General features: G+C 74.5%; 21 protein-coding genes. 10 read left to right on the forward strand and 11 right to left on the reverse strand.

The window, feature by feature from the left end:
* The first annotated feature begins 301 nt into the window (after positions 1 to 301).
* Positions 302 to 2821, forward strand: coding sequence for an ATP-dependent Clp protease ATP-binding subunit (locus tag BS72_RS18815; protein WP_037912060.1), 2520 nt, complete (start codon positions 302 to 304; stop codon positions 2819 to 2821).
* A gap of 114 nt (positions 2822 to 2935) precedes the next feature.
* Here BS72_RS18815 and BS72_RS32510 read toward each other — a convergent pair whose 3' ends face one another.
* A complete protein-coding gene (locus BS72_RS32510) occupies positions 2936 to 3253 on the reverse strand; it encodes a trypco2 family protein (protein ID WP_078901463.1) in 318 nt (105 codons plus the stop codon).
* Positions 3254 to 3802: 549 nt separating this feature from the next.
* Here BS72_RS32510 and BS72_RS18825 point away from each other — a divergent pair.
* Complete coding sequence (locus BS72_RS18825; protein ID WP_063836100.1) at positions 3803 to 4546, forward strand: M23 family metallopeptidase; 744 nt, start codon at positions 3803 to 3805, stop codon at positions 4544 to 4546.
* Between the two features lie 144 nt (positions 4547 to 4690).
* On the opposite strand, the gene BS72_RS18830 is transcribed toward BS72_RS18825, so the two are convergent.
* From BS72_RS18830 to BS72_RS18855, 6 genes are all read right to left on the reverse strand, one after another.
* On the reverse strand, positions 4691 to 5314 hold the full coding sequence (locus BS72_RS18830) for a TetR/AcrR family transcriptional regulator (protein ID WP_051951244.1): 624 nt from the start codon (positions 5312 to 5314) through the stop codon (positions 4691 to 4693).
* 166 nt (positions 5315 to 5480) lie between these two features.
* Positions 5481 to 6758 carry a sensor histidine kinase gene (locus BS72_RS18835; RefSeq protein WP_232792637.1) on the reverse strand — a complete coding sequence of 426 codons (1278 nt, stop codon included), beginning with the start codon at positions 6756 to 6758 and terminating at the stop codon, positions 5481 to 5483.
* 157 nt (positions 6759 to 6915) lie between these two features.
* Positions 6916 to 7596: a two-component system response regulator CseB gene (gene cseB, locus BS72_RS18840; RefSeq protein WP_037912062.1), complete on the reverse strand. Its 681-nt coding sequence runs from the start codon at positions 7594 to 7596 to the stop codon at positions 6916 to 6918.
* 5 nt (positions 7597 to 7601) lie between these two features.
* Positions 7602 to 8504, reverse strand: a complete 903-nt coding sequence (locus BS72_RS32515) for a hypothetical protein (RefSeq protein ID WP_051951245.1) — start codon at positions 8502 to 8504, stop codon at positions 7602 to 7604.
* Positions 8492 to 9013 carry a SigE family RNA polymerase sigma factor gene (locus BS72_RS18850; RefSeq protein ID WP_051951247.1) on the reverse strand — a complete coding sequence of 174 codons (522 nt, stop codon included), beginning with the start codon at positions 9011 to 9013 and terminating at the stop codon, positions 8492 to 8494. Before BS72_RS18850 ends, BS72_RS32515 begins: the two co-directional genes overlap by 13 nt.
* Positions 9014 to 9768: 755 nt before the next feature.
* Positions 9769 to 10797 (reverse strand): HhH-GPD family protein, encoded by a 1029-nt coding sequence (locus BS72_RS18855; protein WP_078901465.1) that lies wholly within the window; start codon positions 10795 to 10797, stop codon positions 9769 to 9771.
* A 207-nt stretch (positions 10798 to 11004) separates the two neighbouring features.
* Between BS72_RS18855 and BS72_RS18860 the strand changes: the two genes are divergently transcribed.
* The gene (locus tag BS72_RS18860; protein WP_322942377.1) at positions 11005 to 11823 is read left to right on the forward strand and encodes a hypothetical protein; all 819 of its coding nucleotides are present in this window, start codon (positions 11005 to 11007) and stop codon (positions 11821 to 11823) included.
* 76 nt (positions 11824 to 11899) lie between these two features.
* On the opposite strand, the gene disA is transcribed toward BS72_RS18860, so the two are convergent.
* Positions 11900 to 13048: a DNA integrity scanning diadenylate cyclase DisA gene (gene disA / locus BS72_RS18865; protein ID WP_037912068.1), complete on the reverse strand. Its 1149-nt coding sequence runs from the start codon at positions 13046 to 13048 to the stop codon at positions 11900 to 11902.
* 309 nt (positions 13049 to 13357) lie between these two features.
* Positions 13358 to 14740: a DNA repair protein RadA gene (gene radA / locus BS72_RS18870; protein ID WP_037912073.1), complete on the reverse strand. Its 1383-nt coding sequence runs from the start codon at positions 14738 to 14740 to the stop codon at positions 13358 to 13360.
* 295 nt (positions 14741 to 15035) lie between these two features.
* Here radA and BS72_RS18875 point away from each other — a divergent pair, with 295 nt between their 5' ends.
* Both BS72_RS18875 and BS72_RS18880 read left to right on the forward strand, forming a co-directional pair.
* Complete coding sequence (locus BS72_RS18875) at positions 15036 to 16778, forward strand: BACON domain-containing protein (protein WP_051951249.1); 1743 nt, start codon at positions 15036 to 15038, stop codon at positions 16776 to 16778.
* A 154-nt stretch (positions 16779 to 16932) separates the two neighbouring features.
* On the forward strand, positions 16933 to 17505 hold the full coding sequence (locus BS72_RS18880; RefSeq protein ID WP_037912076.1) for a hypothetical protein: 573 nt from the start codon (positions 16933 to 16935) through the stop codon (positions 17503 to 17505).
* A gap of 31 nt (positions 17506 to 17536) precedes the next feature.
* Here the strand turns inward: BS72_RS18880 and BS72_RS18885 are convergent, their stop codons facing one another.
* Complete coding sequence (locus BS72_RS18885; RefSeq protein ID WP_037912077.1) at positions 17537 to 18412, reverse strand: hypothetical protein; 876 nt, start codon at positions 18410 to 18412, stop codon at positions 17537 to 17539.
* Positions 18413 to 18539: 127 nt separating this feature from the next.
* Between BS72_RS18885 and BS72_RS18890 the strand changes: the two genes are divergently transcribed.
* The 4 genes from BS72_RS18890 to BS72_RS18910 all read left to right on the forward strand — a co-directional run bounded on the left by BS72_RS18890 (position 18540) and on the right by BS72_RS18910 (position 23917).
* Entirely contained in the window at positions 18540 to 19547 is a 1008-nt protein-coding gene (locus tag BS72_RS18890) for a Ppx/GppA phosphatase family protein (protein WP_078901467.1), read from the forward strand.
* Positions 19548 to 19907: 360 nt separating this feature from the next.
* Complete coding sequence (locus BS72_RS18900; RefSeq protein WP_037912081.1) at positions 19908 to 20693, forward strand: sugar phosphate isomerase/epimerase family protein; 786 nt, start codon at positions 19908 to 19910, stop codon at positions 20691 to 20693.
* Between the two features lie 201 nt (positions 20694 to 20894).
* Entirely contained in the window at positions 20895 to 22748 is a 1854-nt protein-coding gene (ilvD, locus tag BS72_RS18905) for a dihydroxy-acid dehydratase (RefSeq protein WP_037916622.1), read from the forward strand.
* Positions 22749 to 23035: 287 nt separating this feature from the next.
* Positions 23036 to 23917: a glycosyltransferase family 2 protein gene (locus tag BS72_RS18910; protein WP_037912082.1), complete on the forward strand. Its 882-nt coding sequence runs from the start codon at positions 23036 to 23038 to the stop codon at positions 23915 to 23917.
* A gap of 226 nt (positions 23918 to 24143) precedes the next feature.
* On the opposite strand, the gene BS72_RS18915 is transcribed toward BS72_RS18910, so the two are convergent.
* The gene (locus tag BS72_RS18915) at positions 24144 to 24830 is read right to left on the reverse strand and encodes an SDR family oxidoreductase (RefSeq protein WP_037912084.1); all 687 of its coding nucleotides are present in this window, start codon (positions 24828 to 24830) and stop codon (positions 24144 to 24146) included.
* 103 nt (positions 24831 to 24933) lie between these two features.
* Between BS72_RS18915 and BS72_RS18920 the strand changes: the two genes are divergently transcribed.
* Positions 24934 to 25506, forward strand: coding sequence for a TetR/AcrR family transcriptional regulator (locus tag BS72_RS18920; RefSeq protein ID WP_037912086.1), 573 nt, complete (start codon positions 24934 to 24936; stop codon positions 25504 to 25506).
* Positions 25507 to 25522 lie beyond the last annotated feature (16 nt).

Below are 25522 nucleotides of genomic sequence, written 5' to 3' on the forward strand. Positions count from 1 at the left end.
CCCGCACGATGTGGATTACCGGCGACCGAGGGTAAGAAGTACCTAGTGGGAAGGGCTGGTGTCCGAGCAGGTGGGAGGGGCGTTCGCCACGGGCGTACGAGTAACCGGGGTATTCGCCTGGCCTGCGGGAACATCGTCTCGCACCATCGAGGTTGTGGGAGTGACGTCAGCCGGTAGCGCGGCTTTCCTTCGCGGGAGCGGGGGTGGTACGTGAGCGGCGCCGCTGTGCGGGACTAGCATGCGGAAGGACAGGGAGGGGACCGACCCCTCACTGCCCGACCGCTCTGAGGAGCGATTAACGATGTTCGAGAGGTTCACCGACCGCGCGCGGCGGGTTGTCGTCCTGGCTCAGGAAGAAGCCCGGATGCTCAACCACAACTACATCGGCACCGAGCACATTCTCCTGGGCCTGATCCATGAGGGTGAGGGTGTCGCCGCTAAGGCCCTGGAGAGCCTCGGGATTTCTCTTGAGGCGGTCCGCCAGCAGGTGGAGGAGATCATCGGGCAGGGGCAGCAGGCCCCGTCCGGCCACATCCCCTTCACGCCCCGTGCCAAGAAGGTCCTGGAGCTGTCGCTCCGCGAGGCCCTCCAGCTCGGGCACAACTACATCGGCACCGAGCACATCCTGCTCGGCCTGATCCGCGAGGGCGAGGGCGTCGCCGCCCAGGTCCTGGTGAAGCTGGGCGCCGATCTCAACCGGGTGCGGCAGCAGGTCATCCAGCTGCTCTCCGGCTACTCCACCGGTAAGGAGTCGGCCACGGCCGGCGGGCCGGCCGAGGGCACCCCCTCGACCTCGCTCGTGCTGGACCAGTTCGGCCGCAACCTCACCCAGGCCGCCCGCGAGACCAAACTCGACCCGGTGATCGGGCGCGAGAAGGAAATCGAGCGGGTCATGCAGGTGCTCTCCCGCCGCACCAAGAACAACCCGGTGCTGATCGGCGAGCCCGGCGTCGGCAAGACCGCCGTCGTCGAGGGCCTGGCCCAGGCCATCGTCAAGGGCGAGGTCCCGGAGACGCTGAAGGACAAGCAGCTCTACACCCTCGACCTCGGCGCCCTGGTGGCCGGCTCCCGGTACCGCGGTGACTTCGAGGAGCGCCTGAAGAAGGTGCTCAAGGAGATCCGCACCCGCGGCGACATCATCCTGTTCATCGACGAGCTGCACACCCTGGTCGGCGCCGGCGCCGCCGAGGGTGCGATCGACGCGGCCTCGATCCTCAAGCCGATGCTGGCCCGCGGCGAGCTGCAGACCATCGGTGCGACCACGCTCGACGAGTACCGTAAGTACCTGGAGAAGGACGCGGCTCTCGAACGCCGCTTCCAGCCGATCCAGGTCGCGGAGCCGTCGCTGCCGCACACCATCGAGATCCTCAAGGGCCTGCGGGACCGCTACGAGGCGCACCACCGGGTCTCCATCACCGACGAGGCGCTGGTCCAGGCGGCCACCCTCGCCGACCGGTACATCTCCGACCGGTTCCTGCCGGACAAGGCGATCGACCTCATCGACGAGGCGGGCTCGCGCATGCGCATCCGCCGGATGACCGCGCCGCCGGACCTGCGCGAGTTCGACGAGAAGATCGCCGAGGTGCGCCGGGAGAAGGAGTCCGCGATCGACTCGCAGGACTTCGAGAAGGCCGCCGCCCTGCGGGACAACGAGAAGCAGCTCCTCGCCGCGAAGGCCAAGCGGGAGAAGGAGTGGAAGGCCGGCGACATGGACGTCGTCGCCGAGGTCGACGGCGAGCTGATCGCCGAGGTCCTCGCGACCGCCACCGGCATCCCGGTCTTCAAGCTCACCGAGGAGGAGTCCTCCCGGCTGCTGCGCATGGAGGACGAGCTCCACCGGCGCGTCATCGGCCAGAAGGACGCCGTCCAGGCGCTGTCCAAGGCGATCCGCCGTACCCGTGCCGGCCTGAAGGACCCGAAGCGTCCCGGCGGCTCGTTCATCTTCGCCGGCCCGTCCGGCGTCGGTAAGACCGAGCTGTCCAAGGCGCTCGCGGAGTTCCTCTTCGGCGACGAGGACGCGCTGATCTCCCTCGACATGTCGGAGTTCAGCGAGAAGCACACCGTCTCGCGGCTCTTCGGCTCCCCGCCCGGATACGTCGGGTACGAGGAGGGCGGCCAGCTCACCGAGAAGGTGCGCCGCAAGCCGTTCTCGGTCGTGCTCTTCGACGAGGTCGAGAAGGCCCACCCGGACATCTTCAACAGCCTGCTGCAGATCCTGGAGGACGGTCGCCTGACCGACTCCCAGGGCCGGGTCGTGGACTTCAAGAACACGGTGATCATCATGACCACCAACCTCGGCACCCGGGACATCTCCAAGGGCTTCAACCTGGGCTTCGCCGCCCAGGGCGACACGAAGTCCACCTACGACCGGATGAAGGCCAAGGTCAGCGACGAGCTGAAGCAGCACTTCCGGCCGGAGTTCCTGAACCGTGTGGACGACGTGATCGTCTTCCCGCAGCTCACCCAGGACGACATCCTGCAGATCGTCGACCTGATGATCAGCCGGGTGGACGAGCGGCTGCGCGACAGGGACATGGGCATCGAGCTCAGCACCGACGCGAAGGTGCTGCTGTCCAAGCGCGGGTACGACCCGGTGCTGGGCGCCCGGCCGCTGCGCCGGACGATCCAGCGCGAGATCGAGGACTCGCTGTCGGAGAAGATCCTCTTCGGCGAGCTGCGTCCGGGCCACATCGTCGTCGTGGACGTCGAGGGCGAGGGCGAGGCGGCGAAGTTCACCTTCCGCGGCGAGGAGAAGGTCACCGTCGCCGACGCTCCCCCGGTCGAGGCGGCGCCCGGCGCGCCGAACCTCTCCAAGGAGTAGCCGAACCTCTCCGAGGAGGAGCGGCCGGCACGCAGCACGAAGGGGCCTGGCCCCGGACCCGCACAGGGTCCGGGGCCAGGCCCCTTTTCGGTGACGTGGCCAGCCCGAGCGGGCTCAGTCGTAGGTGACGCTGTCGGCGTTGCCGGGGGGCGCGCTGATGACGAGGAAGTCGTCGGTGGCGGCGTCGACCGGGCGCAGGCTGAGCGAGACGGTGTGGGTGCTGGTGGAGCTGCGGGCCCGGTCGCCGCCCGCCTCCACCACCCACGCCTTGACGCCGGCGTGGCCGGTGCTGGTGCGCTGGAGCTCCACGGTGAAGTCCATGCGGATCTCGCCGACCTGGAACCGCACGCTCCGGCCCGCGCCCCGGGCGGCGCCGAGCATCAGCGCCGAGCGGACCGCCTCCACCGCGTCGGCCAGCTCCAGGCCGGTCACGTCCGGTACCCCGGGCGCCCCGGGCGCGCCGGACCCCTCGGGCGGCGCGGACGGCGTGCCGGCCGGGGCGGCGGGCGGGTACGGAGGGGCCGCGGGGGATGCCGGGGCCGGGATGGCGGTGGCTGCCGGTGTCACGGTGCCGGGCGGCCTTCCCCCGGCGTCACCGGGGGTTCCGGGCCCCGCTGGTCCCCTGGAAGCGGCCCCGGGCCTGTCCGGGGTGTTTTCATCCTGCACGCGCATGGGGCGTTCCCTCTTCTCGCCGACCCTTCGGCGCGCTTGCCGCGCGGCCTGGTCTCCCGGCTTTCCCACCGTAGTGCGGTGGCGTGTCCCACGTGAGCCACGCCACATACGAAGCCCGATAGGGCGACTCCGGGGAGGCGCGCCCCACGGACAAGGGGAAGGGGAAGATTCTGCACAAAAGGGATATTCCGCCTACGAATGCGCTTAGTAATGGGGGGGCTTGTGGATGTCTGAAATGCCGGGTTAGAAATGATTTGCGCCGGGCCGACATGGTCCGCCGTTTTCCCCACCCAGTGAGGATGTCTCTCCATGCGCAAGTCCACGTCCATGAAGAACCGCACCCCCAAGCTCGTCACCCGTGGGCGGCTCGCCGTCGTCGGCGGCGGCCTGGTCGCAGCGGTGTCGCTGGGCGCGACGTCCGCGTTCGCCGCGGGCACGGCGCACCCGTCGGAGAGCTTCCTCGCCAAGGACGCCTCGGCCGGCGTCTCCGCCGCCGTGCACAAGCAGGCCGACGGCCAGAAGGCCGCGGCGGTGAAGGCCGCCGCCCGGGCCCACGCCAAGGCGAAGGCCGAGAAGGCCGCCGAGGCGAAGGCCAAGGCTGAGGCGAAGGCCAAGGCCGCGGCCCACAAGACCCACAAGGCCCACAAGGCGTCCTGGGTCACCCCGACCACCGGCTACACGCTCGGCGCGGGCTTCAACAAGCCCGGCAAGCACTGGATCAACAAGCACTCCGGCCAGGACTTCGTGGTCAACACCGGCACCACCGTCCGGGCCGCGCACGCCGGCACCGTCGTCACCGCCGGCTGGGGCGGCGCGTACGGCAACAACATCGTGATCAAGCACGGCTCGCACCTGTACACGCAGTACGGCCACCTGTCGAAGATCGGCGTGTACGTCGGCGAGCACGTGAACACCGGCGAGAAGATCGGCCTGTCCGGCTCCACCGGCAACTCGACCGGCCCGCACCTGCACTTCGAGGTGCGCACCACGGCCGTCTACGGCTCCGCGATCGAGCCGCTGCACTTCCTGCGCGCCCACGGCGTGAACGCGTAAGGAGCGCGATCGCAGCCTCCACCCCCGCACCCCCGCGGGAACGGTTCCCCCGGGAACCAGAGGGCACGGCCCCCGGACCACGGCGCACGCCGCCGACGGTCCGGGGGCCGTGCCCTTTCGCGCTCGCCCCCCGGCCTCCCGGCCTCACTCGGCGGTCAGTACCGCCTCGCCGGCGGACCGGCCGCCGGTCAGGGCCGTCTCCCGGTGCGCCTGTGTGACCAGGTCCAGGGCCACGTCGAGGACGGCGCTCCGCTTCTCCTCCGGATCGCCCTCGACGTTCTGCGTCACGAACATCCCCGCGTGCATCGCCATCAGTGCGGTGACCGACCGCACCTGCGCCGTCACCGGCGCGTCGGGCTCGCGCAGCAGCTCGTTGACGGCCTTCACCCGGCTCCGGAAGGCGGCTCCGACCGCGAGGTCGCGGACGGTCGCCTGGTTCTCGTGCACGAAGCGGAAGAAGTCCTCGGAGTCCCACAGCGCCTCGCTGTAGCGGCGCAGCACCTCCTGCTTGGTCTCCAGGCTGTGCGGCTGCGCGCGCGCCCAGGTGATCAGCGCGTCCACCGGGGCGGTGACGTCCTCGCAGAGGCTGACGAGGATGTCCTCCTTGGTCCTGAAGTGGTAGTACAGCGCGGCCTTGGTGACGTCGAGCCGCTCGGCGATCTCCCGCAGGGAGGTCTTCTCGTAGCCCTGCTCGGCGAAGAGCCGCAGGGCCACGTCCTGGATACGGCGGCGCGTGTCGCTGCGCCGGGCGTGGTGCGGTGTTGCCATGGCGCTCGTTCTCCTGCCGTGCTCACCGGGCCGCGGCCGCGTTCCCGGGCGGCTCCGTGCCCGTGGCGCGACGTCCGGATCGTCCCATCCGTGCCGCTGTCCACCGACAAGATTAGCCGGGCGTCAGGTAAGGAGCGCCGCTGCGTCGGCCGTGCCGTGCCTGAGGTCAGCCGGGCAGATGGAGCTGTGCGACGGCGCCGCCGCCGGCCGTCTCCGGCAGGTTGCGGAAGGTGAGGCGGGCGCCGAGGACCCGTGCCTGCCCGGCCGCGATGGTCAGCCCGAGGCCGTGCCCGCCGCCCGAGCGGTGCGGGCTGCCGGTGCGGAACCGGCTCGGCCCCTCGTCGAGCAGCTCGGGTGGGAAGCCCGGGCCGTGGTCGCGCACCCGCAGCAGCGGCCCGCTCACCGTCACCTCGATCCGGGGCCGACCGTGGCGGACGGCGTTGGCCAGCAGGTTGCCGAGGATGCGCTCCAGGCGGCGCGGATCGGTGCGCACCCGCGCCTCGCGCTCGACCGTCACCACCGCGTCCGGGGCCAGCGCCGCCACCCGGCGGCCGACGAACGCGCCCAGCTCCACCTCCGCCAGCTCGGGGTGCTCGGCGGCACCGTCCAGCCGGGCCACCTCCAGCACGTCCTCCACCAGCGTGCGCAGCGCGTGCACCCGGTCGCGCACCAGCTCCGACGGCCGCCCCGGCGGCAGCAGCTCGGCCGCCGTCACCAGGCCGGTGACGGGGGTGCGCAGCTCGTGCGCGATGTCGGCGGTGACCCGGCGCTCGGCCTCCAGCCGCCGCTGGAGCGCGTCGGCCATCGCGTCCACCGCGCGGGCCAGCTCGTCGGTCTCGTCCCGCACCCGGCGGCCGCCGACCGCCTCGCGCACCCGCACGTGCGGGTCCCCGTCGGCGACCTTGCGGGCCGCGGTGGCCGCCTTCCGCAGCCGCCGGGACATCCGGCCGCCGATCAGCACGCCCATCGCGGTGCCGCCCCCTACGACGAGGGTCGAGCCGACGATCAGCGAACCGTCGAGATCCACCAGAACGGAGTAGCGGTCGTTGAAGGAGCTCTTGAGCGAGAGCACCTTTCCGTCGCCGGCCGGGGTCTCCGCCCACACGGTCGGGTCGCCGTCGTCCGCGTCCACGACGTAGGTGGCGCGCTGGCCCTTGGCGGCGTACCGCTTGAGCGCGGCCGGCAGGTCCGGGTCGTCCAGCCGGGCGTAGAAGGCCAGCCGGCCGGTCGCCTCGTAGATCCGCAGCGCCGACTGCACCCGCTCGTCCTGGACGTCCCGGGTGGAGTTGATCATGCTGGCCCGGGCCGCGTTGTGGACGAGGAGGCTGAGCGCGAGCACCACCAGGGCGGACACGGCGGCGATGGCCGCGCTGATCTTCCACCGCAGCCCCGGGCGCAGGGCGGCGCGCAGCCGGGCCAGCAGGCGCCGGCCGCGTCCCGCCAGGGGCTCGCCGGCAGGACGCGGCGGGCCGGGCGGGCCGGACGGATCGGAGGGGCCGGGCACGGCTGCGCGGGAGGGCTCCCCGGCCGCGGGTGCCGCTTCGACGGCGGGGCGGGCGGAGAGCCGGGGAGACTGTCGGGGTGACAGCCGGGGGGACACGTCAGGCCCGCAGCTTGTAGCCGAAACCGCGCACCGTCTCCAGCCGGTCCTGGCCGATCTTGGCCCGCAGCCGTTGCACGTGCACGTCGACGACCCGGGTGTCGCCGCCCCAGGAGTAGTCCCACACCCGTTCCAGCAGCCGGTCGCGGGAGAGCACCGTGCCCGGCGCGGCGGCGAACTCCAGCAGCAGCCGCATCTCCGTGGGGGTCAGCGCCAGCCGCCGGCCGTCCCGGGTGACCTCCAGGCCCTCCGGGTCGATGGCGATGTCGCCGAAGGAGAGCACCGCGCCGCCCGGCTCGTCCTCGGGCTCGCTGGCCCGGAAGCGGCGCAGCACCGCCCGGATGCGGGCCACCAGCACGGCCCCGTCGAACGGCTTGGTGACGTAGTCGTCCGCGCCGGCCTCCAGACCGAGGACGACGTCGATGGCGTCGGCCCGCGCGGAGACCATGATCACCGGCACGGTGGACTCGTCCCGGATCCGCCGGCACAGGCTCACCCCGTCCAGCCCCGGCAGCATCACGTCGAGCAGGGCGAGGTCGGGCCGCCGGCCGCGGAACGCCTCCAGGCCGGCCAGGCCGTCGCGCGCGGCGGTCACCTCGAAGCCGTCCCGCTCCAGGGAGAGGGTCGTCGCCTCACGGATCACGTCGTCGTCCTCGACGAAGAGCACGTGGGTCCTGGCCATGCCCGTCACCTCCGCGCCGTGGCACTGCCGGCGGCGGCGGTCGCGGACGGCTGGGCGATCGGCAGCGGCGAGGGCTGGGCGGTCGGCCGGGCCGTCGGCTCCACCGGCGGGACGGCGGCCCGCGCCGTGCCCGGGTCCGGGAGGGCGGACGTCGAGGTTCCGGCGGGCGGGTACGGAGCGGCAGGTGTCGGCACCGGGACCGGGCGGGCGGAGGTCGGCTCCGGCGAGGGCGTCGGCGTCTTCGCGGTGAGGTCGGAGTAGGAGCGGGCCACCTCCACGAAGTGGCCGGACCGCCAGGCGTACAGGGCCTCGTCCTCGCCGGCCGGGTAGGCCAGCTGGTCGTCGGTCCGGTACACCTGGTGGATGATCCGCAACCGGTCGCTGTCGAGGCTGCCGTAGACCGGAGGGCGCTCGTCGGCGAAGACGCAGTGGTACGCGCCGCCCGACAGCCGGTACACGTAGGCGGCGATGCCGACGCCGTCCCCGCAGGTGGAGACGGTGACGAGCAGGTCCGGGCCGTCGCCGGAGGTGAGCTCGCCGGAGTCGGCGTCCACCGGGTAGTCCTCGGTGGCGGCCGGGGTGGCGGCCGAGGAGGAAGCGGCGGATGACGTGGTGCCGGTGCCGCTGCGGGCTCCGAGCGCGCGGGAGGCGCTCCCGGACGAGCCGTGGGACGAGCAGGGGACCAGGTCCCGCCGGACGCTCGCGCTGACGGCGGCGTCGCCGCGGACCAGCGCCGCCAGCGCGGCCCGGTTCGAGGCGACAGCGGGCAGCGGTTCGCGGGCCGGCCGCACCGTCGGCGAGGGCCCCGGGCCCTCGCGCCGGACGCCGGTCACCGAGGCGCCGCAGCCGGAGAGCGCGGCCAGCAGGCAGGCCGCTCCGGCAGCGGCGATCGGTGCTACGCGGCGCACGTCCCGTCCTCTCCCGTGTGCGAGTACCCGTACCTGCCGTGCTCCAGCTCCTGGCGCAGCCGGGCCAGGGCCCGGTGCAGGGTGCTCTTCACCGTACCCGTCGACATTCCCAGGGCACGGGCGGTCTCCTCGGTGCTGAGCTGGCCGTAGTGGCGCAGGACGACGACCTGTCGCTGCTTGGGCGCGAGGACGCCCAGCACGTCCCGCAGCATCGCCCGGTCGGCGCGCTGCTCGGCACCGTCGTCGATGCTGGCGTCCGGCAGCTCCTCGGTGGGGATCTCCGCCAGCCGGCGGCTGCGCCACCACTCGGTGCGGGTGTTGATCATCACCCGGCGCAGGTACGCGTCGGCCAGCGACTTGTCGGCGATGCCGTCCCACAGGCGGTACGTGCGCACCAGCGCGGTCTGCACCAGGTCCTGCGCGTCGACCGGGTCCGGCACCAGCCGGCGGGCGCTGCGCAGCAGGGCGTCCTGGCGGGTGCGCACGTACTCCTCGAAGTCCAGGGGCACCCGCCGCCCGTCCCTCCCGGTGGCCGTCTCGGCTGCGTCCCGGCCGTCCGGGGCGTCCTCGGTCCGGGGGCGGCGGGGCGGTCCGGGGCCTGGTCCAGGCCGTCCGGGGCGGGGCGTTCGCGCGGGGCCTCCACCACGAACCGGCCGGGGCGGCCGGCCACGGGGAAGGCACCGTGGACGTCGGTGTCCCGGGCCGCGCGCCCACCGCGCCGCGCCGCCCCGGCCGTCGCCCTCGTCTCCGCCCGTACCGCCGCTGTCGCCGACATCCACGCCTCCGCCCATCGCCCTGCCCGGCCTGTTCCGCCTCCCACCGGGCGGAACCGACGCTATGGAGGGGATGTTGGGCTTTGACGACTGCCGGCGCACGACGGGCGCACAGCAACCCATCGGTTGTGTAACAGCGGTGCGTGCCGCCGGTACGAAGGTGGTGCCGACCTGCCCTCGCCGCACGCCAGTTGGGCCGGGGCGGGCCGAGGCCGAAGGAGCCGGGGCGAACGGGCCGGGGCGGCGGAGCGACGGAACGCCGGAGCGACGTCCCCACCCGGCGCGAGCGGCCGCCCGGCACGCAGGAGGACGGGCGGCAGGGCCGGGTGGTTCCAACCGGCCCTGCCGATCCACCGCGGGGATGCGCCGGGAGCCGGCCCGAACCGGGCCCGTCAGCCCGCCAGTCCGTCCGGCCCGTGCAACCCGCGGCCGCCCGGCAGCGCTCGTCAGCGCTCGTCAGCCTCCGTCAGTGTCCGTCAGCGTGCGACGGTTCAGCGGGGGAGGCGGAACCGCTGGCCCGGCAGCGGCTCCACCAGGCCGTCCTCGATCAGCCCGGCCAGCGCCCGGGAGCGCTGCACTGCGTCCGACCAGACCGCGTCGAGCGCCGAGCGCGGGACCGGCGCGGTACTGGCCCGCAGCACCGCGAGCAGCCGTCCGCGGACCTGGCGGTCGGTGCCCGCGTACGTCTGCCCCTTGCGCGGCGGCCCGTCGTGCGCGGGCGAGCCGGCCAGTCGCCAGGCGCAGCGGGACGCGACCGGGCAGGCACCGCATTTCGGGGAGCGCGCCACGCACACCAGGGCGCCCAACTCCATGGTGGCGGCGGCCCAGCGGGCGGCCGTGGCGTCCTCCTCGGGCAGCAGCGCCGAGGCCAGCCGCCGTTCGGCGGCGGTGGTGGCGTTCGGCGGGTACTGGGTGCCCGAGACGACCCGGGCGAACACCCGCCGCACGTTGGTGTCCAGGACGCTGTGGCGGCGGCCGTAGGCGAACGAGGCGACGGCCGCCGCGGTGTACTCGCCGACCCCCGGCAGCGCGAGCAACTCCGCTTGGTCGTAGGGGACTTCGCCGCCGTGCTGCTGCGCTATGGCGGTGGCCGCGGCGTGCAGCCGCAGCGCCCTGCGGGGGTAGCCGAGCCGGCCCCAGGCCCGTACCGCCTCGCCGGGCGGTTCGGCGGCCAGGTCCGCCGGGCGCGGCCAGCGCTCCAGCCACTCCTGGTGGACCGGCAGTACCCGGCTGACCGGGGTCTGCTGGAGCATGAACTCGCTGACCATCACCGACCAGGCGCCGGCGTCGGGGTGGCGCCACGGCAGGTCGCGGGCGTTGTCGTCGAACCAGTCGATCACCAGGGTGTGCAACTCCCCGAGCGCGGCCGGAGCGCCCAGGGCCGACGCGGCGGGCACCGGGCCGGAGGCCGGGCCGGACGCGGGGCCGGACGCTGGCACGGATGGCGTGGACGGCGTGGACGTGGGGGTGGGTGCGGCCGGGGCGCCGGAGGACGCGGGAGGGCTTGTCAGACTCGTCATGGCCTGACCGATCCTCGCATATTCCGCCCGCCGTTCCCCGGCGCCGGTCGCGAAAGGTCACGGAAAGTGAGGGCGGGGGCGCGAAGGGACGACCGGGAAGCGTAAAAGGTGATGATCCGGAAAGAGGCTGTCGCGTCCGGGCGGGTGATACGGCGCCAGGTGGGTGATCTCCCATAGAGTGCGTCCGTGGGCTCTGTGCGCAATCCAGTGGGACCTTTGCCATCGACCATCTACTGGCGGCGGCGGGCAGTTCTGCTGTGCCTGCTCGCGCTGGCCATCGCGGTCGTCGCCTGGGTGGTCGTCTCGGGCGGTGGCAAGGGCGGCGGCAGCCCGGCCGGCGCGTCCGCGGACTCGCACACGCCGGCGGCGTCGATCACGCCCGGCCCCACCCCGACCGGCCCGCACATCTCGGGTGCGCCCGGCGGTCGGGACACCGCGCCGGCCGACTCCTCGGGCGGCTCCGGCTCCACGGCCGCCGACGGCGGTACGTCCGACGGTTCGTCCACCGGCTCCTCCGACGGCTCGGGCAGCGGAGCCGGTTCGGGTTCGACCGGCTCCCCTGCCGACGGAGGGTCCTCGTCCACGGGGGCGCCCGCCGGGCAGGAGGTGCCGGCGGGCTCCTCGCTGCCGGACTGCGCGCCGGGCTCGGTGACCATCGCGCTCGCCAGCGTGCAGAACTCCTACGGACCGGGCGAGGCACCGGAGTTCCGGCTGACCGCCAGCAACACCGCCGAAACGGCCTGCAAGGTGGATTTCGGCCCGCGCAGCGCCGTCCTCACCGTCAGCGAGGCGCCCGGCAGCAGCCACGTGTGGGCCTCGGACGACTGCCCGGCCACCGGCTCCCACCTGCTTGAGGTGCCCGCGCACTCCGCCATCGCCTACACCGTGCGCTGGAACGCGAAGACCAGCTCCCCGAAGTGCGCCGCGCCGAAGGGCAAGACGGCCGCGCCGGGGACGTACCTGGTGCAGGCGCGGATGGCCGGCTACGGCACGAAGCAGACGTCGTTCCAGATCAGCGAGGACTGAGCGCGGCGGCCGTCCGGGACAGCGGCCCGGACGGCCGGTCGGACGTGCGGTTCGAGGCCGGACGTACCGTTCGAGGTCAGACGTACCGTTCGAGGATCGAGGACTCGGCGAGCCGGGACAGCCCCTCGCGGACCGTACGGGCCCGCGCCTCGCCGACGCCCTCCACCGCCTGGAGGTCGTCCACGCTGGCCGCCAGCAGCTTCTGCAGCCCGCCGAAGTGCTCCACCAGCCGCTCGATGACCGTGTTGGGCAGCCGCGGCACCTTCGCGAGCAGCCGGTAGCCGCGCGGCGAGACCGCCGAGTCCAGCGACTCCGGGGAGCCGGTGTAGCCCAGCGCCCTTGCCACGGTGGTGAGTTCGATGAGTTCGTTCTGCGGCAGCGCGTCCAGCTCGGCCAGCGCCTCCTGGACGGTGCGGGCGCGCTTGGCGGTGGGCTCGGGCACGTAGTCCCGGGCGACCAGCTCGCGCTCCGGGTCCACCCCGGCGATCAGCTCGTCGAGCTGGAGGGACAGCAGGCGTCCGTCGGTGCCCAGTTCGATGACGTACTCGGCGATCTCGGTGGCGATCCGGCGGACCATCTCCAGCCGCTGGGCGACCGCGGTGACGTCCCGGACCGTGACCAGGTCCTCGATCTCCAGCGCCGAGAGGGTGCCCGCGACCTCGTCCAGCCGCAGCTTGTACCGCTCCAGCGTGGCCAGCGCCTGGTTGGCGCGGGACAGGATCGCGGGGGAGTCCTCCAGCACCCGGCGCTGCCCGTCCACGTACAGGGCGATCAGCTGCATCGACTGGCTCACCGAGACCACCGGGAACCCGACCTGGCGGCTGACCCGGTCGGCGGTGCGGTGCCGGGTGCCGGTCTCCTCGGTGGGGATCGCCGGGTCGGGCACCAGCTGCACCCCGGCCCGCAGGATCTTGGTGATGTCCCTGTCCAGGATGAGCGCGCCGTCCAGCTTGCACAGCTCGCGCAGCCGGGTCGCGGTGAACTCCACGTCCAGGACGAAGCCGCCGCTGCACAGCGAGTCGACGGTCTTGTCCATGCCCAGCACGATCAGGCCGCCGGTGTTGCCGCGGACGATCCGTTCCAGGCCGTCGCGCAGGGCGGTACCGGGCGCGACCGCGCTCAGCGACGCGCGCAGCAGGCTGCCGTCGGCGCCCGCCCGCCCGACGGAGTCCGCCGCCGCCCTACGCGCCGGGGCAGGCCCGCCTGCCCGGTCGTTGGCTGCCACGCTGCTCCTCACGGTTGCTGGGTCTGCGCAAAGTTTACGACCCCCAGCGGGTGCCTCCCGGGCGAGCGCGCGGCGTGGGCGCGGCTGCGGCGCGGCTCGAACACGGCTCCGGTGCGGCCCGAACGCGGCTTCGATCCTGCTGCCGCGAGCCGCCGCACCGTTCCCGTACGCCTCCCGCACCCCCCAGAAGCCGTGGAAACGCGGCGAGAACGCGGCGAGAACGCGGCGCCAATACGGCGAGAACGCGGGGCGAACGCGGGCGGGCGCGGTACAGCGACGGCGACGGAGCGGGCGCGGTACGGCGGCGGCTCAGCCGCGGCGGCCCCGGGGCAGCGCGCGCAGCGCCTCGCCGATGTCGGTGACCTCCGTCACCCGCATCCCGGCGGGGATCCTGCCCGGGTCCGGCGGCACCAGCGCGTGGGTGAAGCCGAGCCGGTGCGCCTCGCTCAGCCGCCGCTGCACACCCGTCACCCGGCGCACCTCGCCGGCCAGCCCGACCTCGCCCACGGCCACCAGGTTCTTCGGCAGCGGCGTGTCGATGGCGGCGCTGGCCAGGGCGAGGGCCACGGCGAGGTCCGCGGCGGGCTCGGTCAGCCGTACCCCGCCGACGGTGGCGGTGTAGATGTCCTGCTTGCCGATGGACTTGATCCGGCCGCGCTGCTCCAGCACCGCCAGCATCATCGACACCCGGGAGTTCTCCAGCCCGGACGTGGTGCGCCGCGGCGAGGGGATCTGGGTGTCCACGGTGAGCGCCTGCACCTCGGCGACCAGCGGCCGGCGCCCTTCGAGGGTGACGGTCAGGCAGGTGCCGGGCACCGGTTCGTCGCGGCGGGTGAGGAAGAGGCCGGACGGGTCGGCCAGGCCGGCGATGCCGTCGTCGTGCAGCTCGAAGCAGCCGACCTCCTCGGTGGCGCCGTAGCGGTTCTTCACCCCGCGCAGCAGCCGCAGCCGGGCGTGCCGGTCGCCCTCGAAGCTCAGCACCACGTCGACCAGGTGCTCCAGCAGGCGCGGGCCGGCGATGGCGCCGTCCTTGGTGACGTGGCCCACCAGCAGCGTGGCCATGCCGCGCTCCTTGGAGGCCCGGATCAGCGCCCCGGCCACCTCCCGGACCTGCGCCATGCCGCCGGGGGCGCCGTCGATCTCCGGGGAGGCCACGGTCTGCACCGAGTCCAGGACCAGCAGCGCGGGCTTGACGTCGTCGAGGTGGCCGAGCACGGCCGAAAGGTCGGTCTCCGCGGCGAGGTACAGGTGGTCGGCCAGCGCGCCGATGCGGTCGGCCCGCAGCCGCACCTGGGAGGCCGACTCCTCACCGGTGACGTAGAGGGTGGGACTCTGCGGCCCGGACGCCTTCGCGGCCACGTCCAGCAGCAGCGTGGACTTGCCGACGCCCGGCTCGCCCGCCATCAGCACCACGGCGCCGGGCACCAGGCCGCCGCCGAGCACCCGGTCCAGCTCCGGCACGCCGGTGGAGCGGGCCGTGGCCTGCCGGCCGTCGACCTGCGCGATCGGCCGGGCCGGGGCGGTGACCCGGCCGGGCGCGGTGGTCCGCACCGCCGGTGCCCCGCCGGTCTCCTCGACGGTGCCCCACGCCTGGCACTCCCCGCAGCGGCCGAGCCACTTCACCGTCGTCCAGCCGCACTCGGTGCAGCGGTACGAGGGGCGGTCCTTGGCGGCGGGTTTACGGGTGGCCATGCGCCTACGCTATCCGCCCCCTCCGACAAGCCCCTCCGACAAGCCCCTCGGACGAGCCTTCCGGCGGCGTCCCGGACGGCCTCGGCGGTATCCCGGACGGGTCTCGGCCCGGTCTCGGCCGGGTCGCAGCCGGGGTGTCGCACCACCCCGTTCCGGCGCGCGGACCTAGACAGGGCCGCAGAGTCACCCGGACGAGTGGCGAGCTGTCCCCCTTCGTGGGCGATCGCTACCCGTACGGGTTAAACGCCGCCGAGGGAGCCGAAGTCGGCATGCATACGGGCCTAGCGTCGCTGAAGTGACCAGCAGGCAGGAGACCCCCATCCACAGCACCGGCGCCCACCGCAGGCACCGCGCGCAGGCCGGGCGGTCCCGCGCTGACCGGGAGCCCGAGCGGGGCGCCCGGGGGCAGAGCGGGCGTCGGGACGGCCACCCCCCGCGGCCGCGGGGCACGCTGCCCATGCAGCCCCCGGCCCACTACGAGCCGTACCTCGACGGCCTGTTCACGTACTGCCTGTCCATCCTGTGCGAGCACGACGCGGCGGCGGCCGCGCTCGGCGAGGTGCTGGCGCTGGCCGAGCGGCAGCGGGTGCGGCTGCGCGACCCCGCGCTGCGCAGGCCCTGGCTGTACGCGCTGGCCCGCTGGGTGTGCCTGCGGCGGCTGGCCGCCGGGCGCCGCGCGGTGCCGCCCGCCTCGGAGGCCGTGGCGGCCCAGCGGCGGGCCCAACTCGCCGCGCTGGCCTGGCCGGAGGCGGCCGGCACCACACCCGAGCAGCGCGAGGCGCTGGAGTTGGCGGTGCGCCACCAGATGGCCCCGCGCGAGGTCGCGCACGTGCTCGGCGTCGACGCCGAGGTGTGCCGCAACCGGCTGGCACGGGCCGCCTGCGAGGTGGAGCGGACCCGTACCGCGCTGGCCGTGGTCGACTCCGGCCGCTGCCCCGACGTCTCGCAGCTCGCCGGGGAGCCCCGGGTGCTGCTCGGCCCGGCCCTGCGGGACGAACTGGTGCGGCACGTCGACGAGTGCGCGGTGTGCCGCCGCGCCGCCGAGCGGGTGGTGGCCGAGGGCCCCTGGCCGGGCGCGCCGGACGCCGCGGCCATGCTCGCGCTGGTCGAGGCGCCGCGCTCGGCGGCGTACGCGGCGCTGCTGCACGCCATGGACACCGGCTTCGGCCGGGCCCGCGAGTCGACGCCGCGCTTCGACCGGCGCGGCTTCCCGGTGGACCTCGTCGACGTCGCCGCCCGCCGGGCCCAGCTGCGGCACCGGGCGATGACGGGCACGATGGTCGCCGCCGTGGTGGCCGCGCCGGTCCTCGCCGTCTGGGCCGCCTACCGGGCCACCCCGCTCGGCGAGGGCGGCCACGGGGCCCGCTCCGCCGCGTCCCCCGACGGCATCGACGGCGTGCCCTACGAGAAGGCCGGCAGCGCGGGCCCCACCACCCGGGGCACCGCCACCGTCGCGCCCGGCTCGCCCTCGGCCGCCACGGCCGCGTCCGTGGCCGTGGCCGTCAGCGGCGGTACGGCGCCTCCCTCCGCCACCGCGGCGGGCGCCGGCTGGCTCCAGGTGAGCGCGCGCCTCGGGCACGGCCGCACGTTCGTGACGCTCACCGCCGGCGGCGGCGCCCCGGTGCGCTGGAAGGCGTCGACCACCGCGTACTGGCTGGAGTTCCCGGCGCGTTCGGGGACGCTGAAGCCCGGGGAAACGGTCACCCTGGTGATCCGGGTGGACCGAGCGATGGAGCCGCGCGGGGTCTGGACGGCCCGGATCGCCTTCGACCCGGGAGACGCCGTGGTCACCCTCCGGGGCTCCGCCGCCCGCTCGGCGCCACCGAGCCGGACCGGCGGTACGCCGACACCCTCCGTCTCGGCACCGGCGGCCACACCGACCGACCCCGGCACGCAGCCGCCGACCTCGGCGCCGCCCACCGACAGCCCGTCGCCCACCCCGACGGCCGCTTCGACCCCGCCGGACTCCGCCCCGCCGGCCTCCGCGAGCCCCACGCCCACCGACACCGCCACCGCGGACCCCTCCGGCCAGGGCTGAGCGGCCGCCGCCTCCGGACCCGTGGTCGGCCGTCGGCTCCGGACCCGTGGTCGGCCCTTGTCCAGGAGGGCGGGCCACCGTCCGCCGCGGCCCGCGCGTACGATCCGTGCCGCCGCCGTGAACCGGGCGGCGCGGACCGGTGCCAGGGGGGCTCATGGTCGGAAGGCCGCACTTCGCCGAACGTTCTGCCGCGTGGCGCCACTTCGCCGGACGTTCCGCCGCGTGGCGCCGGACGGCGGTCGCCGTGCTGTTCGGCCTGCTCCTCGCCGCCGGGGGCGCCTGGGCCACGTTCGACGGTGCCCGCTACGTCCGCGACGCGACGTGGGCGGGCACGCCGGGCACGCTGACGGTGGCCGGCTGCCGGCTCACGTATCCGGACGACCGCAGGGACCGGGAGCTGACCTGCGTGGGGGAGTTCGTGTCCCGGGACGGCACCGTCAGCGACCCGCGGGCTTCCCTCACCACCCGCTCGCGCCTCAGCGGGAAGGTGGCGGTGGCCCGTACCCCGGGCGGTTCGTACGTGCGCACGAGCCTGGCCGCCGTCCTGGGCCACGTCGACATCGTGCTGATCGGCCTCACGATCCTGGGCACCGTCGCCGCCGCGGCCTGGAGCGTGGCCCGGCGGTCGGCGCCGAGGCCGGCGTGGCGGGCGATCGCCGTTCTCGGCGCCTCGGCGCTGGCCGTCGCCCTCGCCACCGCGGTCATCTCCATCGCCGGTTCCGGCTGACACCCTGGCCGGCCTCGGGCGTCGGGGCGGCTCAGCCCAGGGCCGGCTCCGCCGGGTCGGCGGGGTGCGGGGCGACCAGCGGCAGCGCCGAGGCGAGCCGGGCCTCGCAGTGCGCGACCAGCTCCGCGTACCCGGCCGGGCCCATCAGCTCGGTCAGCTCCGCCCGGTAGGAGACGTACACCGGCTCGCCCGCCCCGTGCGCGGACGGCGCGGAGGTGCACCACCAGTGCAGGTCGTGGCCGCCCGGGCCCCAGCCGCGCCGGTCGTACTCGCCGATCGACACCACCAGCACCCGTGTGTCGTCGGGGCGGTCCACCCAGTCGAAGGTGCGGCGGATCGGCAGCTGCCAGCACACGTCCGGCTTCGTCTCCAGCGGCTCGCGGCCCTCGCGCAGCGCCAGCGCGTGCAGCGCGCACCCCTGGCCGCCGGAGAAGCCGGGCCGGTTGGAGAAGACGCAGGCGCCCTGGACGACGCGGGTCTGCCGCTCGCCGTCCTCGTTCTCCTCGGCCCAGTAGCCGTCCGGGCCGGTGCCCAGCTCGTGGAACTGCCAGTCCCGCGCTGTGAGACGCGCCACATGCCCGGCGACCCGCTTCTCGTCGTCGTCGTCCGAGAAGTGCGCGCCCAGGGTGCAGCAGCCGTCGTCGGCGCGCCCGGCCTGGATGCCGTGGCAGCCCGCGCCGAACACGCAGGTCCACCGCGAGGTGAGCCAGGTCAGGTCGCAGCGGAACACCTGCTCCTCGTCGGCCGGGTCGGCGAACTCCACCCAGGCTCGGGCGAAGTCGAGCCCCACCTCCTCCTGTCGCGGCTCCACCGCTGCCGTCGAGCCCGCGGCGCCCCCCGCCGGGGACTCCGCCGCGCGCTTCGCGTCCTTCTTCTTCTTGCCCTTGCGGGCGGTCTCCTTCGCCACGTGCCCCAGAGTAAGACCGGATTGCGCCGAATGCCGTCCCCGCCCTTCGGCGTGCGGCGGCGGCGTCGCGGCCGGCGCGGCGGTCTCCTGGGCGGACCTCGGCGGAAGAGGCGCTAGCGTCGTCGCCATGCGACTCGGAGTGCTCGACGTGGGTTCCAACACCGTTCACCTGCTGGTGGTCGACGCGCATCCCGGCGCGCGCCCGCTGCCGGCCTACTCCCACAAGTCGGAGCTGCGGCTCGCCGAACTGCTCGACGAGGCCGGTGCGATCAGCGAGGCCGGCGTCACCCGGCTGGTGGCCACGGTGGCCGACGCGGTGCGGGTGGCCGAGGACAAGGGCGTCGAGGACGTGCTGCCGTTCGCCACCTCGGCGGTGCGCGAGGCGGCCAACGGCGAGGAGGTGCTGGCCCGGGTCGAGCGGGAGACGGGGGTGCGGCTGACCGTGCTCTCCGGCGCGGACGAGGCGCGGCTGACCTTCCTGGCGGTGCGCCGCTGGTTCGGCTGGTCCTCGGGACGGCTGCTGGTGCTCGACATCGGCGGCGGTTCCCTGGAGGTCGGGTTCGGCATGGACGAGTACCCGGACGCGGCCGTGTCGCTGCCGCTGGGCGCGGGCCGGCTCACCGCCGGCTGGCTGCCGGGCGACCCGCCCGCGCCCGAGGACGTCCGCGCGCTGCGCCGCCACGCGCGGGCCGAGATAGCCCGCACGGTCGCCGACTTCGCCCGGCTGGGCCGCCCCGACCACGTGGTGGGCACCTCCAAGACGTTCCGGCAGCTCGCCCGGATCTGCGGGGCCGCCCGCAGCACGGAGGGCGCCTACGTGCAGCGCCGGCTGCGCCGGGACGCCCTGGAGGCCCGGGTGCCCGAGCTGGCCGCGATGACCGCCGCGCGCCGCACCACGCTGCCCGGCGTCTCCGAGGGCCGGGCCCGGCAGCTCCTGGCGGGGGCACTGGTCGCCGAGGGCGCCATGGACCTCTTCGGCGTGGACGAGCTGGAGATCTGCCCGTGGGCGCTGCGCGAGGGGGTCATCCTGCGCAAGCTCGACGTGATGGCCGCCGAGCCCGCCGCGCCCGGCATGACCACCGGCGGCTCCCCGGTCGGCACGGTGACGGCGCCGGTGGTCATGCCGGGCGCGTGACGTCCGCCGCGGGCGACTGCCGCGCCCCGCTCAGCCGCCTCCCGCGGCGTGACGGCGCGCACACCGCACCGGTCCGGTGGCCGCTTCCCGGCGGCGCCGGGCGGTGGTGCCGGGCAGGCGGGGCGCGGTCCGGCCGCCCGGGCGCGGGCCCGAACACACCCGGCGCGGGCCCGTGATGGCGGCCACGTCGGCGGCGGCGTCAATGGCGGCCTGGGCAGCCGCCTTGGTGGCCGACAGCACACCTGCCGCCCCGGAACCGGCCGTACGCTGGCTCTCGTGGGACGACCCGAGGACAGCGCCCGCGCCCGAGCCGTACCCGCCGGGCGCGGGTCCGGCGTTCCCGGGTCCGGGGTCCCGGGGGTGAAGGTCGCGCTGTCGACGGCCTCGGTGTACCCGGAGTCCACCGCGACCGCCTTCGAGGTCGCCGCCCGCCTCGGCTACGACGGCGTCGAGGTCATGGTCTGGACGGACCCGGTCAGCCAGGACGTCGAGGCGCTGCACCGCCTGTCGGAGTACCACCGGGTGCCGGTGCTGGCCATCCACGCGCCCTGCCTGCTGATCACCCAGCGGGTGTGGTCCACCGACCCCTGGACGAAGCTCCAGCGGGCCCGGGCCGCCGCCGAGCGGCTGGGCGCCGACACCGTCGTCGTCCACCCGCCGTTCCGCTGGCAGCGCGGCTACGCGCGGGAGTTCATCCGCGGGGTGTGGCGGATGGCCGACGAGACGGACGTGCGGTTCGCCGTCGAGAACATGTACCCCTGGCGGTACCGGGACCGCGAGATGCTGGCCTACGCCCCCGACTGGGACGTCGCCAACGACGACTACCGGCACTTCACCGTGGACCTCTCGCACGCGGCCACCTCCCGCAGCGGCGCCCTGGAGATGGCCGCGCGGATGGGCGACCGGCTCGCCCACGTCCACATGGGCGACGGGAACGGCTCCGCGAAGGACGAGCACCTGGTGCCCGGGCGCGGCTCGCAGCCCTGCGCCGAACTGCTGCGGCAGCTGACGGCGACCGGGTTCGGCGGCCACGTGGTGGTGGAGGTCAACACCCGGCGCGCGATGTCCTCCGCCGAACGCGAGGAGGACCTGGCCGAGGCGCTGGCCTTCACCCGGCTCCACCTGGCCGGCCCGGCGGCGCGGTAGGCCCTCCCGCAGGCCCCGGCGGCCCGGTCGGCCTCCCGGGCCCGGCGCGCCTCCCCGGGCCCCGGTCCCGTGATGTGGACGGACGTGTCCGGACCCTGGTCATCAGGCGTACGCTCGACCGATGAGCCACGCCCCGCGGCACCGCCCGGGCCGAGGCCCGGTCGAACGAAGCGAATCCTGGGACCCAAGGGAGTGGACACCGTGCCCGAGCTGAGGTCACGTACGGTCACCCACGGCCGAAACATGGCGGGCGCCCGCGCGCTCATGCGCGCCTCCGGCGTCGCCAACTCCGACATCGGCAAGCCGATCGTGGCGGTCGCCAACAGCTTCACCGAGTTCGTACCGGGGCACACCCACCTCCAGCCGGTCGGCCGGATCGTCTCCGAGGCCGTCAAGGCCGCCGGGGCCGTGCCGCGCGAGTTCAACACCATCGCGGTGGACGACGGCATCGCCATGGGCCACGGCGGCATGCTCTACTCGCTGCCCTCGCGCGACCTGATCGCCGACTCCGTCGAGTACATGGTGCAGGCGCACTGCGCCGACGCGCTGATCTGCATCTCCAACTGCGACAAGATCACCCCGGGCATGCTGATGGCCGCGCTGCGGCTGAACATCCCGACGGTCTTCGTCTCCGGCGGCCCGATGGAGGCCGGCAAGGCCACCCTCGTCGACGGCACGGTCCGCAAGCTGGACCTGATCAACGCCATCGCGGACGCGGTCGACGAGTCGGTCTCCGACGAGGACATCCTGCGCATCGAGGAGAACGCCTGCCCGACCTGCGGCTCCTGCTCGGGCATGTTCACCGCCAACTCGATGAACTGCCTGACCGAGGCGATCGGCCTGTCGCTGCCCGGCAACGGCTCGGTGCTGGCCACCCACACCGCCCGCCGCGCCCTGTACGAGCGGGCCGGCGCCACCGTGGTGGACCTGGCGAAGCGGTACTACGAGCAGGACGACGACTCGGTGCTGCCGCGCAACATCGCCACCACCGCCGCGTTCGAGAACGCGATGGCGCTGGACATCTCGATGGGCGGCTCCACCAACACGATCCTGCACCTGCTGGCCGCGGCGCAGGAGGCGGGCCTCGACTACGGCCTGACCGACATCGACGAGGTCTCCCGCCGGGTGCCGTGCCTGGCCAAGGTCGCCCCGAACGTGGCGCCGGGCGGCACGTACTACATGGAGGACGTGCACCGGGCCGGCGGCATCCCTGCCATCCTGGGCGAGCTCTACCGCGGCGGGATGCTCAACGAGGACGTGCACACCGTCCACTCGGCCTCCGTCAAGGACTGGCTGGAGACCTGGGACGTGCGCGGTGGCTCCCCGTCCGAGGAGGCCGTGGAGCTGTGGCACGCCGCCCCCGGCTGTGTCCGCTCGGCCGAGGCGTTCTCGCAGTCCGAGCGGTGGGAGACGCTGGACACCGACGCGGCCGGCGGCTGCATCCGCGACGTGGCGCACGCCTACTCCAAGGACGGCGGCCTGGCGGTGCTGCGCGGCAACATCGCCGTGGACGGCGCCGTGGTGAAGACCGCGGGCGTGGACGAGTCGATCTGGACCTTCGAGGGCCCCGCCGTGGTGTGCGAGTCCCAGGAGGAGGCGGTGGAGCGCATCCTCGCCAAGGAGGTCGGCCCCGGCGACGTCGTGGTGATCCGCTACGAGGGCCCGCGCGGCGGCCCGGGCATGCAGGAGATGCTGTACCCGACCTCGTTCCTCAAGGGCCGCGGCCTGGGCAAGGTGTGCGCGCTGGTCACCGACGGCCGCTTCTCCGGCGGTACTTCGGGCCTGTCGATCGGCCATGCCTCCCCGGAGGCCGCGGCCGGCGGCACCATCGCCCTGGTGGAGGACGGCGACCGCATCCGCATCGACATCCCGAACCGTTCGATGGACCTCCTCGTCCCCGAGGACGTGCTGGCCGCCCGCCGCGAGGCCCTGGGCGGCGTGTACGCGCCGAAGAACCGCGTCCGCGCGGTCTCGGCGGCGCTGCGCGCCTACGCGGCCATGACCACCAGCGCCGACAAGGGCGCGGTCCGCGACGTCAGCCAGCTGGAGCGCTGAGCACCGACCCGCCGAGCACCCGGCCGGTACGGAAGGGGCCCCGCCCCGCCCGTACGCCGCCCGTACGCGCCTCCGACGGCCGTCTCCCGCACGGGAGGCGGCCGTCGCGCGTCCCGCGGCCGCGGCGGGGCTCGACGGGGCCGCGACGGGGCGGTCCCACCGTGACGGGCCCGCGCGCGGCTTCGGCCAAGGCGGTGACCGGCGGTGTTCGGGCAGCGAGCGCGACGGGTCCTGACAGGGACGGGGGCTAGCATCGGCCACCTCGTCTTCCACTGGAGTTCGCCGCCATGCCACTGCCGCGCCTCGGGGTCGTCATCGTCACGATGGGCACCCGCCCGCAGGAACTGGCGGCGCTGCTCGCCTCGGTGGAGAAGCAGGACGCGGCGGCCACGCGCGTGGTGCTGGTCGGCAACGCGACGCCGCTGACCGACGTGGACACCGGCGCCAACGTCACGAAGATCCCGCTCACGGAGAACCTGGGCTGCCCCGGCGGCCGCAACGTCGGGCTGGAGGCGCTGTGCGCGTCCGGCGAGGTCGACGTCGTCGTGGAGCTGGACGACGACGGCCTGCTCATCGCCGACGACGTCTTCCGCACCGTCCAGCGGCTGTTCGCGGCGGACCCGGCGCTGGGCGTCATCGGGTTCCGGGTGGCCGACGAGAACGGGCACACGATGCGCCGCTGGGTGCCCCGGCTGCGGTCCGACGACCCGCTGCGCGGCGGCCAGGTGACCGCGTTCCTCGGCGGCGGCCACGCCTTCTCGGTCCGCATGCTGCGGGAGATCGGCCTGTGGCCCGCGGAGTTCTTCTTCACCCACGAGGAGACCGACCTCGCCTGGCGGGCGCTGGACGCGGGCTGGAAGATCCTCTACGAGCCCGACCTCGTCCTCCAGCACCCGGCCACCTCCCCGGCCCGGCACGCGGTCTACTACCGCAACACCGCCCGGAACCGGGTGTGGCTCGCCCGCCGCCGGCTGCCCGTCCCGCTGATCCCGGTCTACCTCGGGGTGTGGATCGCCCTCACGATGGCGCGCACCCGGTCGCTGTCCGGCCTGCGCGCGTGGTGGGGCGGCTTCCTCAACGGCGTCGCCACGCCGTGCGGCCCGCGGCGGCCCATGCGGTGGCGCACGGTGTGGCGGATGACCCGCCTGGGCCGCCCGCCGATCCTCTGACCCCGCCGATCCGCTGCCTCTGCTGGTCTGCTGGTCCGCTGGTCCTGCCGACCGCTGACTCCGCTGACTCCGGTGGTCCGCTGAATCCGCCTGGCGCCCTCCTGACCCCGCTGCTCCGCTGGTCCGCTGGTCCGCTGACCCGCGGGGGCACGGAGGGGCCGCCTGCGGACGCGGGTACGGCGCCGCCCCCACGGACGGCGCCGTCCGCGCCTCGCACGGCCGCCGGTCAGGCGACGGTGAACCCGCCGTCCACCGGCAGCACGGTGCCGGTCACGTACGTCGCTCCGATCACGTACCGGATCGCTTCGGCCACGTCCTCCGCCGTGCCGACCCGGCCGGCCGGTAGCGACGCCGAGATCGCCGTGAACTGGGCGCTGCGCTGCTCCTCGGGCAGGAAGCTCCACCACTCGGTGTCCACCACGCCGGGCGAGACCGCGTTGACCCGCACCGGCGCCAGGTCGGCGGCCAGCGGCGAGACCACCCGCTCGATCGCGCCGTTGGCGGCGGAGAGGCCGACCATCCCGCCCAGCGCGGCGCGCGCGGAGGCGGCGGACACGAACGTCACCGACCCCGTCGCCCTCGCCTGCTGTGCCGCGAACAGGTAGGGGAAGAGCTTGCCCTCCACCGCGGCCCTGATGTCGGCGATCTTCGTCTCACGGATCGGCCCCATGCCGACCGGCCCGGGGCTGAAGGCCAGCACCAGGTGGTCGAACTCGCCGAGCCGCTCGAAGAACGCGGCCACCGCCTCCTCGTCCGTCCCGTCCAGCCGCTCGGCGGTCAGGCCGGCCGCCGCGGCGGCGTCGAGCCGTTCCTGGGTCCGGCCGGTGACGATCACCTCGGCACCGTCCGAGGCCAGCCGGCGGGCGGTGGCCAGCCCGATGCCGGCGGTACCGCCCATGATCACAACACGCATGTCGTGCCTCTCTCGTCCTCGGTCGCGAGCGTGCGCGCTGATTCGCAACGCGTCGTCTCGTAATATAACGAGACGGCGCGTTGTGTAAAGTAGGATCGATCACATGACCGGAGACCGACGGCCGGGCCGGCCGCGCAGCGAGACCGCCCACCGCGCGATCCTGGCGGCCGCGCTGGACGAGCTGAAGGAGCGCGGCTACGCGGCCCTGACGGTCGAGGGGATCGCGGCCCGCGCGGGCGTCGGCAAGCAGACGATCTACCGCTGGTGGCCCTCGAAGGCCGACGTGGTCCTTGACGCGCTGCTCGACGTGACGGAGCAGCGGATCACCGTCCCCGACGAGGGCTCCCTCCCCGCCGACCTGCTCGGCTTCCTCGGTGAGACCTTCCGCCAGCGCGGCCAACGGCCCGTCCTGGTCGGGCTGATGGCGCAGGCGCTGCTGGACCCGGTCTTCGCGACGGCGTTCAAGGAGCGGTTCCTCTTCCGCCGCCGCGCGGTGCTCCGGCAGATCCTGGACCGGGCGACCGCGCGCGGCGAGGTGGCCCCGGAGCTCGACCCCGAGCTGCTGATAGACGTCGTCTACGGGGTGCTGTGGTACCGGCTGCTGCTCGACCACGCCCCGCTCGACGACGAGGCGGGACGCCGGCTGGCCGACCTGGTGGTGCGGGCCGTGCGCTGAGGGCGCGGGGCGCGGG

Origin of the sequence: Actinacidiphila yeochonensis CN732 (genome assembly GCF_000745345.1) — a bacterium.
Lineage (GTDB): Bacteria > Actinomycetota > Actinomycetes > Streptomycetales > Streptomycetaceae > Actinacidiphila > Actinacidiphila yeochonensis.

What these genes read in the sequence shown, in the direction of transcription:
- BS72_RS18830 (WP_051951244.1), bottom strand. Translation starts at nt 5,314, where the DNA reads ATGGCAACACCGCACCACGCCCGGCGCAGCGACACGCGCCGCCGTATC.
- cseB (WP_037912062.1), bottom strand. Translation starts at nt 7,596, where the DNA reads ATGGCCAGGACCCACGTGCTCTTCGTCGAGGACGACGACGTGATCCGT.
- BS72_RS18825 (WP_063836100.1), top strand. Translation starts at nt 3,803, where the DNA reads ATGCGCAAGTCCACGTCCATGAAGAACCGCACCCCCAAGCTCGTCACC.
- radA (WP_037912073.1), bottom strand. Translation starts at nt 14,740, where the DNA reads ATGGCCACCCGTAAACCCGCCGCCAAGGACCGCCCCTCGTACCGCTGC.
- BS72_RS18910 (WP_037912082.1), top strand. Translation starts at nt 23,036, where the DNA reads ATGCCACTGCCGCGCCTCGGGGTCGTCATCGTCACGATGGGCACCCGC.
- BS72_RS18815 (WP_037912060.1), top strand. Translation starts at nt 302, where the DNA reads ATGTTCGAGAGGTTCACCGACCGCGCGCGGCGGGTTGTCGTCCTGGCT.
- BS72_RS18890 (WP_078901467.1), top strand. Translation starts at nt 18,540, where the DNA reads ATGCGACTCGGAGTGCTCGACGTGGGTTCCAACACCGTTCACCTGCTG.
- BS72_RS18915 (WP_037912084.1), bottom strand. Translation starts at nt 24,830, where the DNA reads ATGCGTGTTGTGATCATGGGCGGTACCGCCGGCATCGGGCTGGCCACC.
- BS72_RS18880 (WP_037912076.1), top strand. Translation starts at nt 16,933, where the DNA reads ATGGTCGGAAGGCCGCACTTCGCCGAACGTTCTGCCGCGTGGCGCCAC.
- BS72_RS18920 (WP_037912086.1), top strand. Translation starts at nt 24,934, where the DNA reads ATGACCGGAGACCGACGGCCGGGCCGGCCGCGCAGCGAGACCGCCCAC.
- BS72_RS18855 (WP_078901465.1), bottom strand. Translation starts at nt 10,797, where the DNA reads ATGACGAGTCTGACAAGCCCTCCCGCGTCCTCCGGCGCCCCGGCCGCA.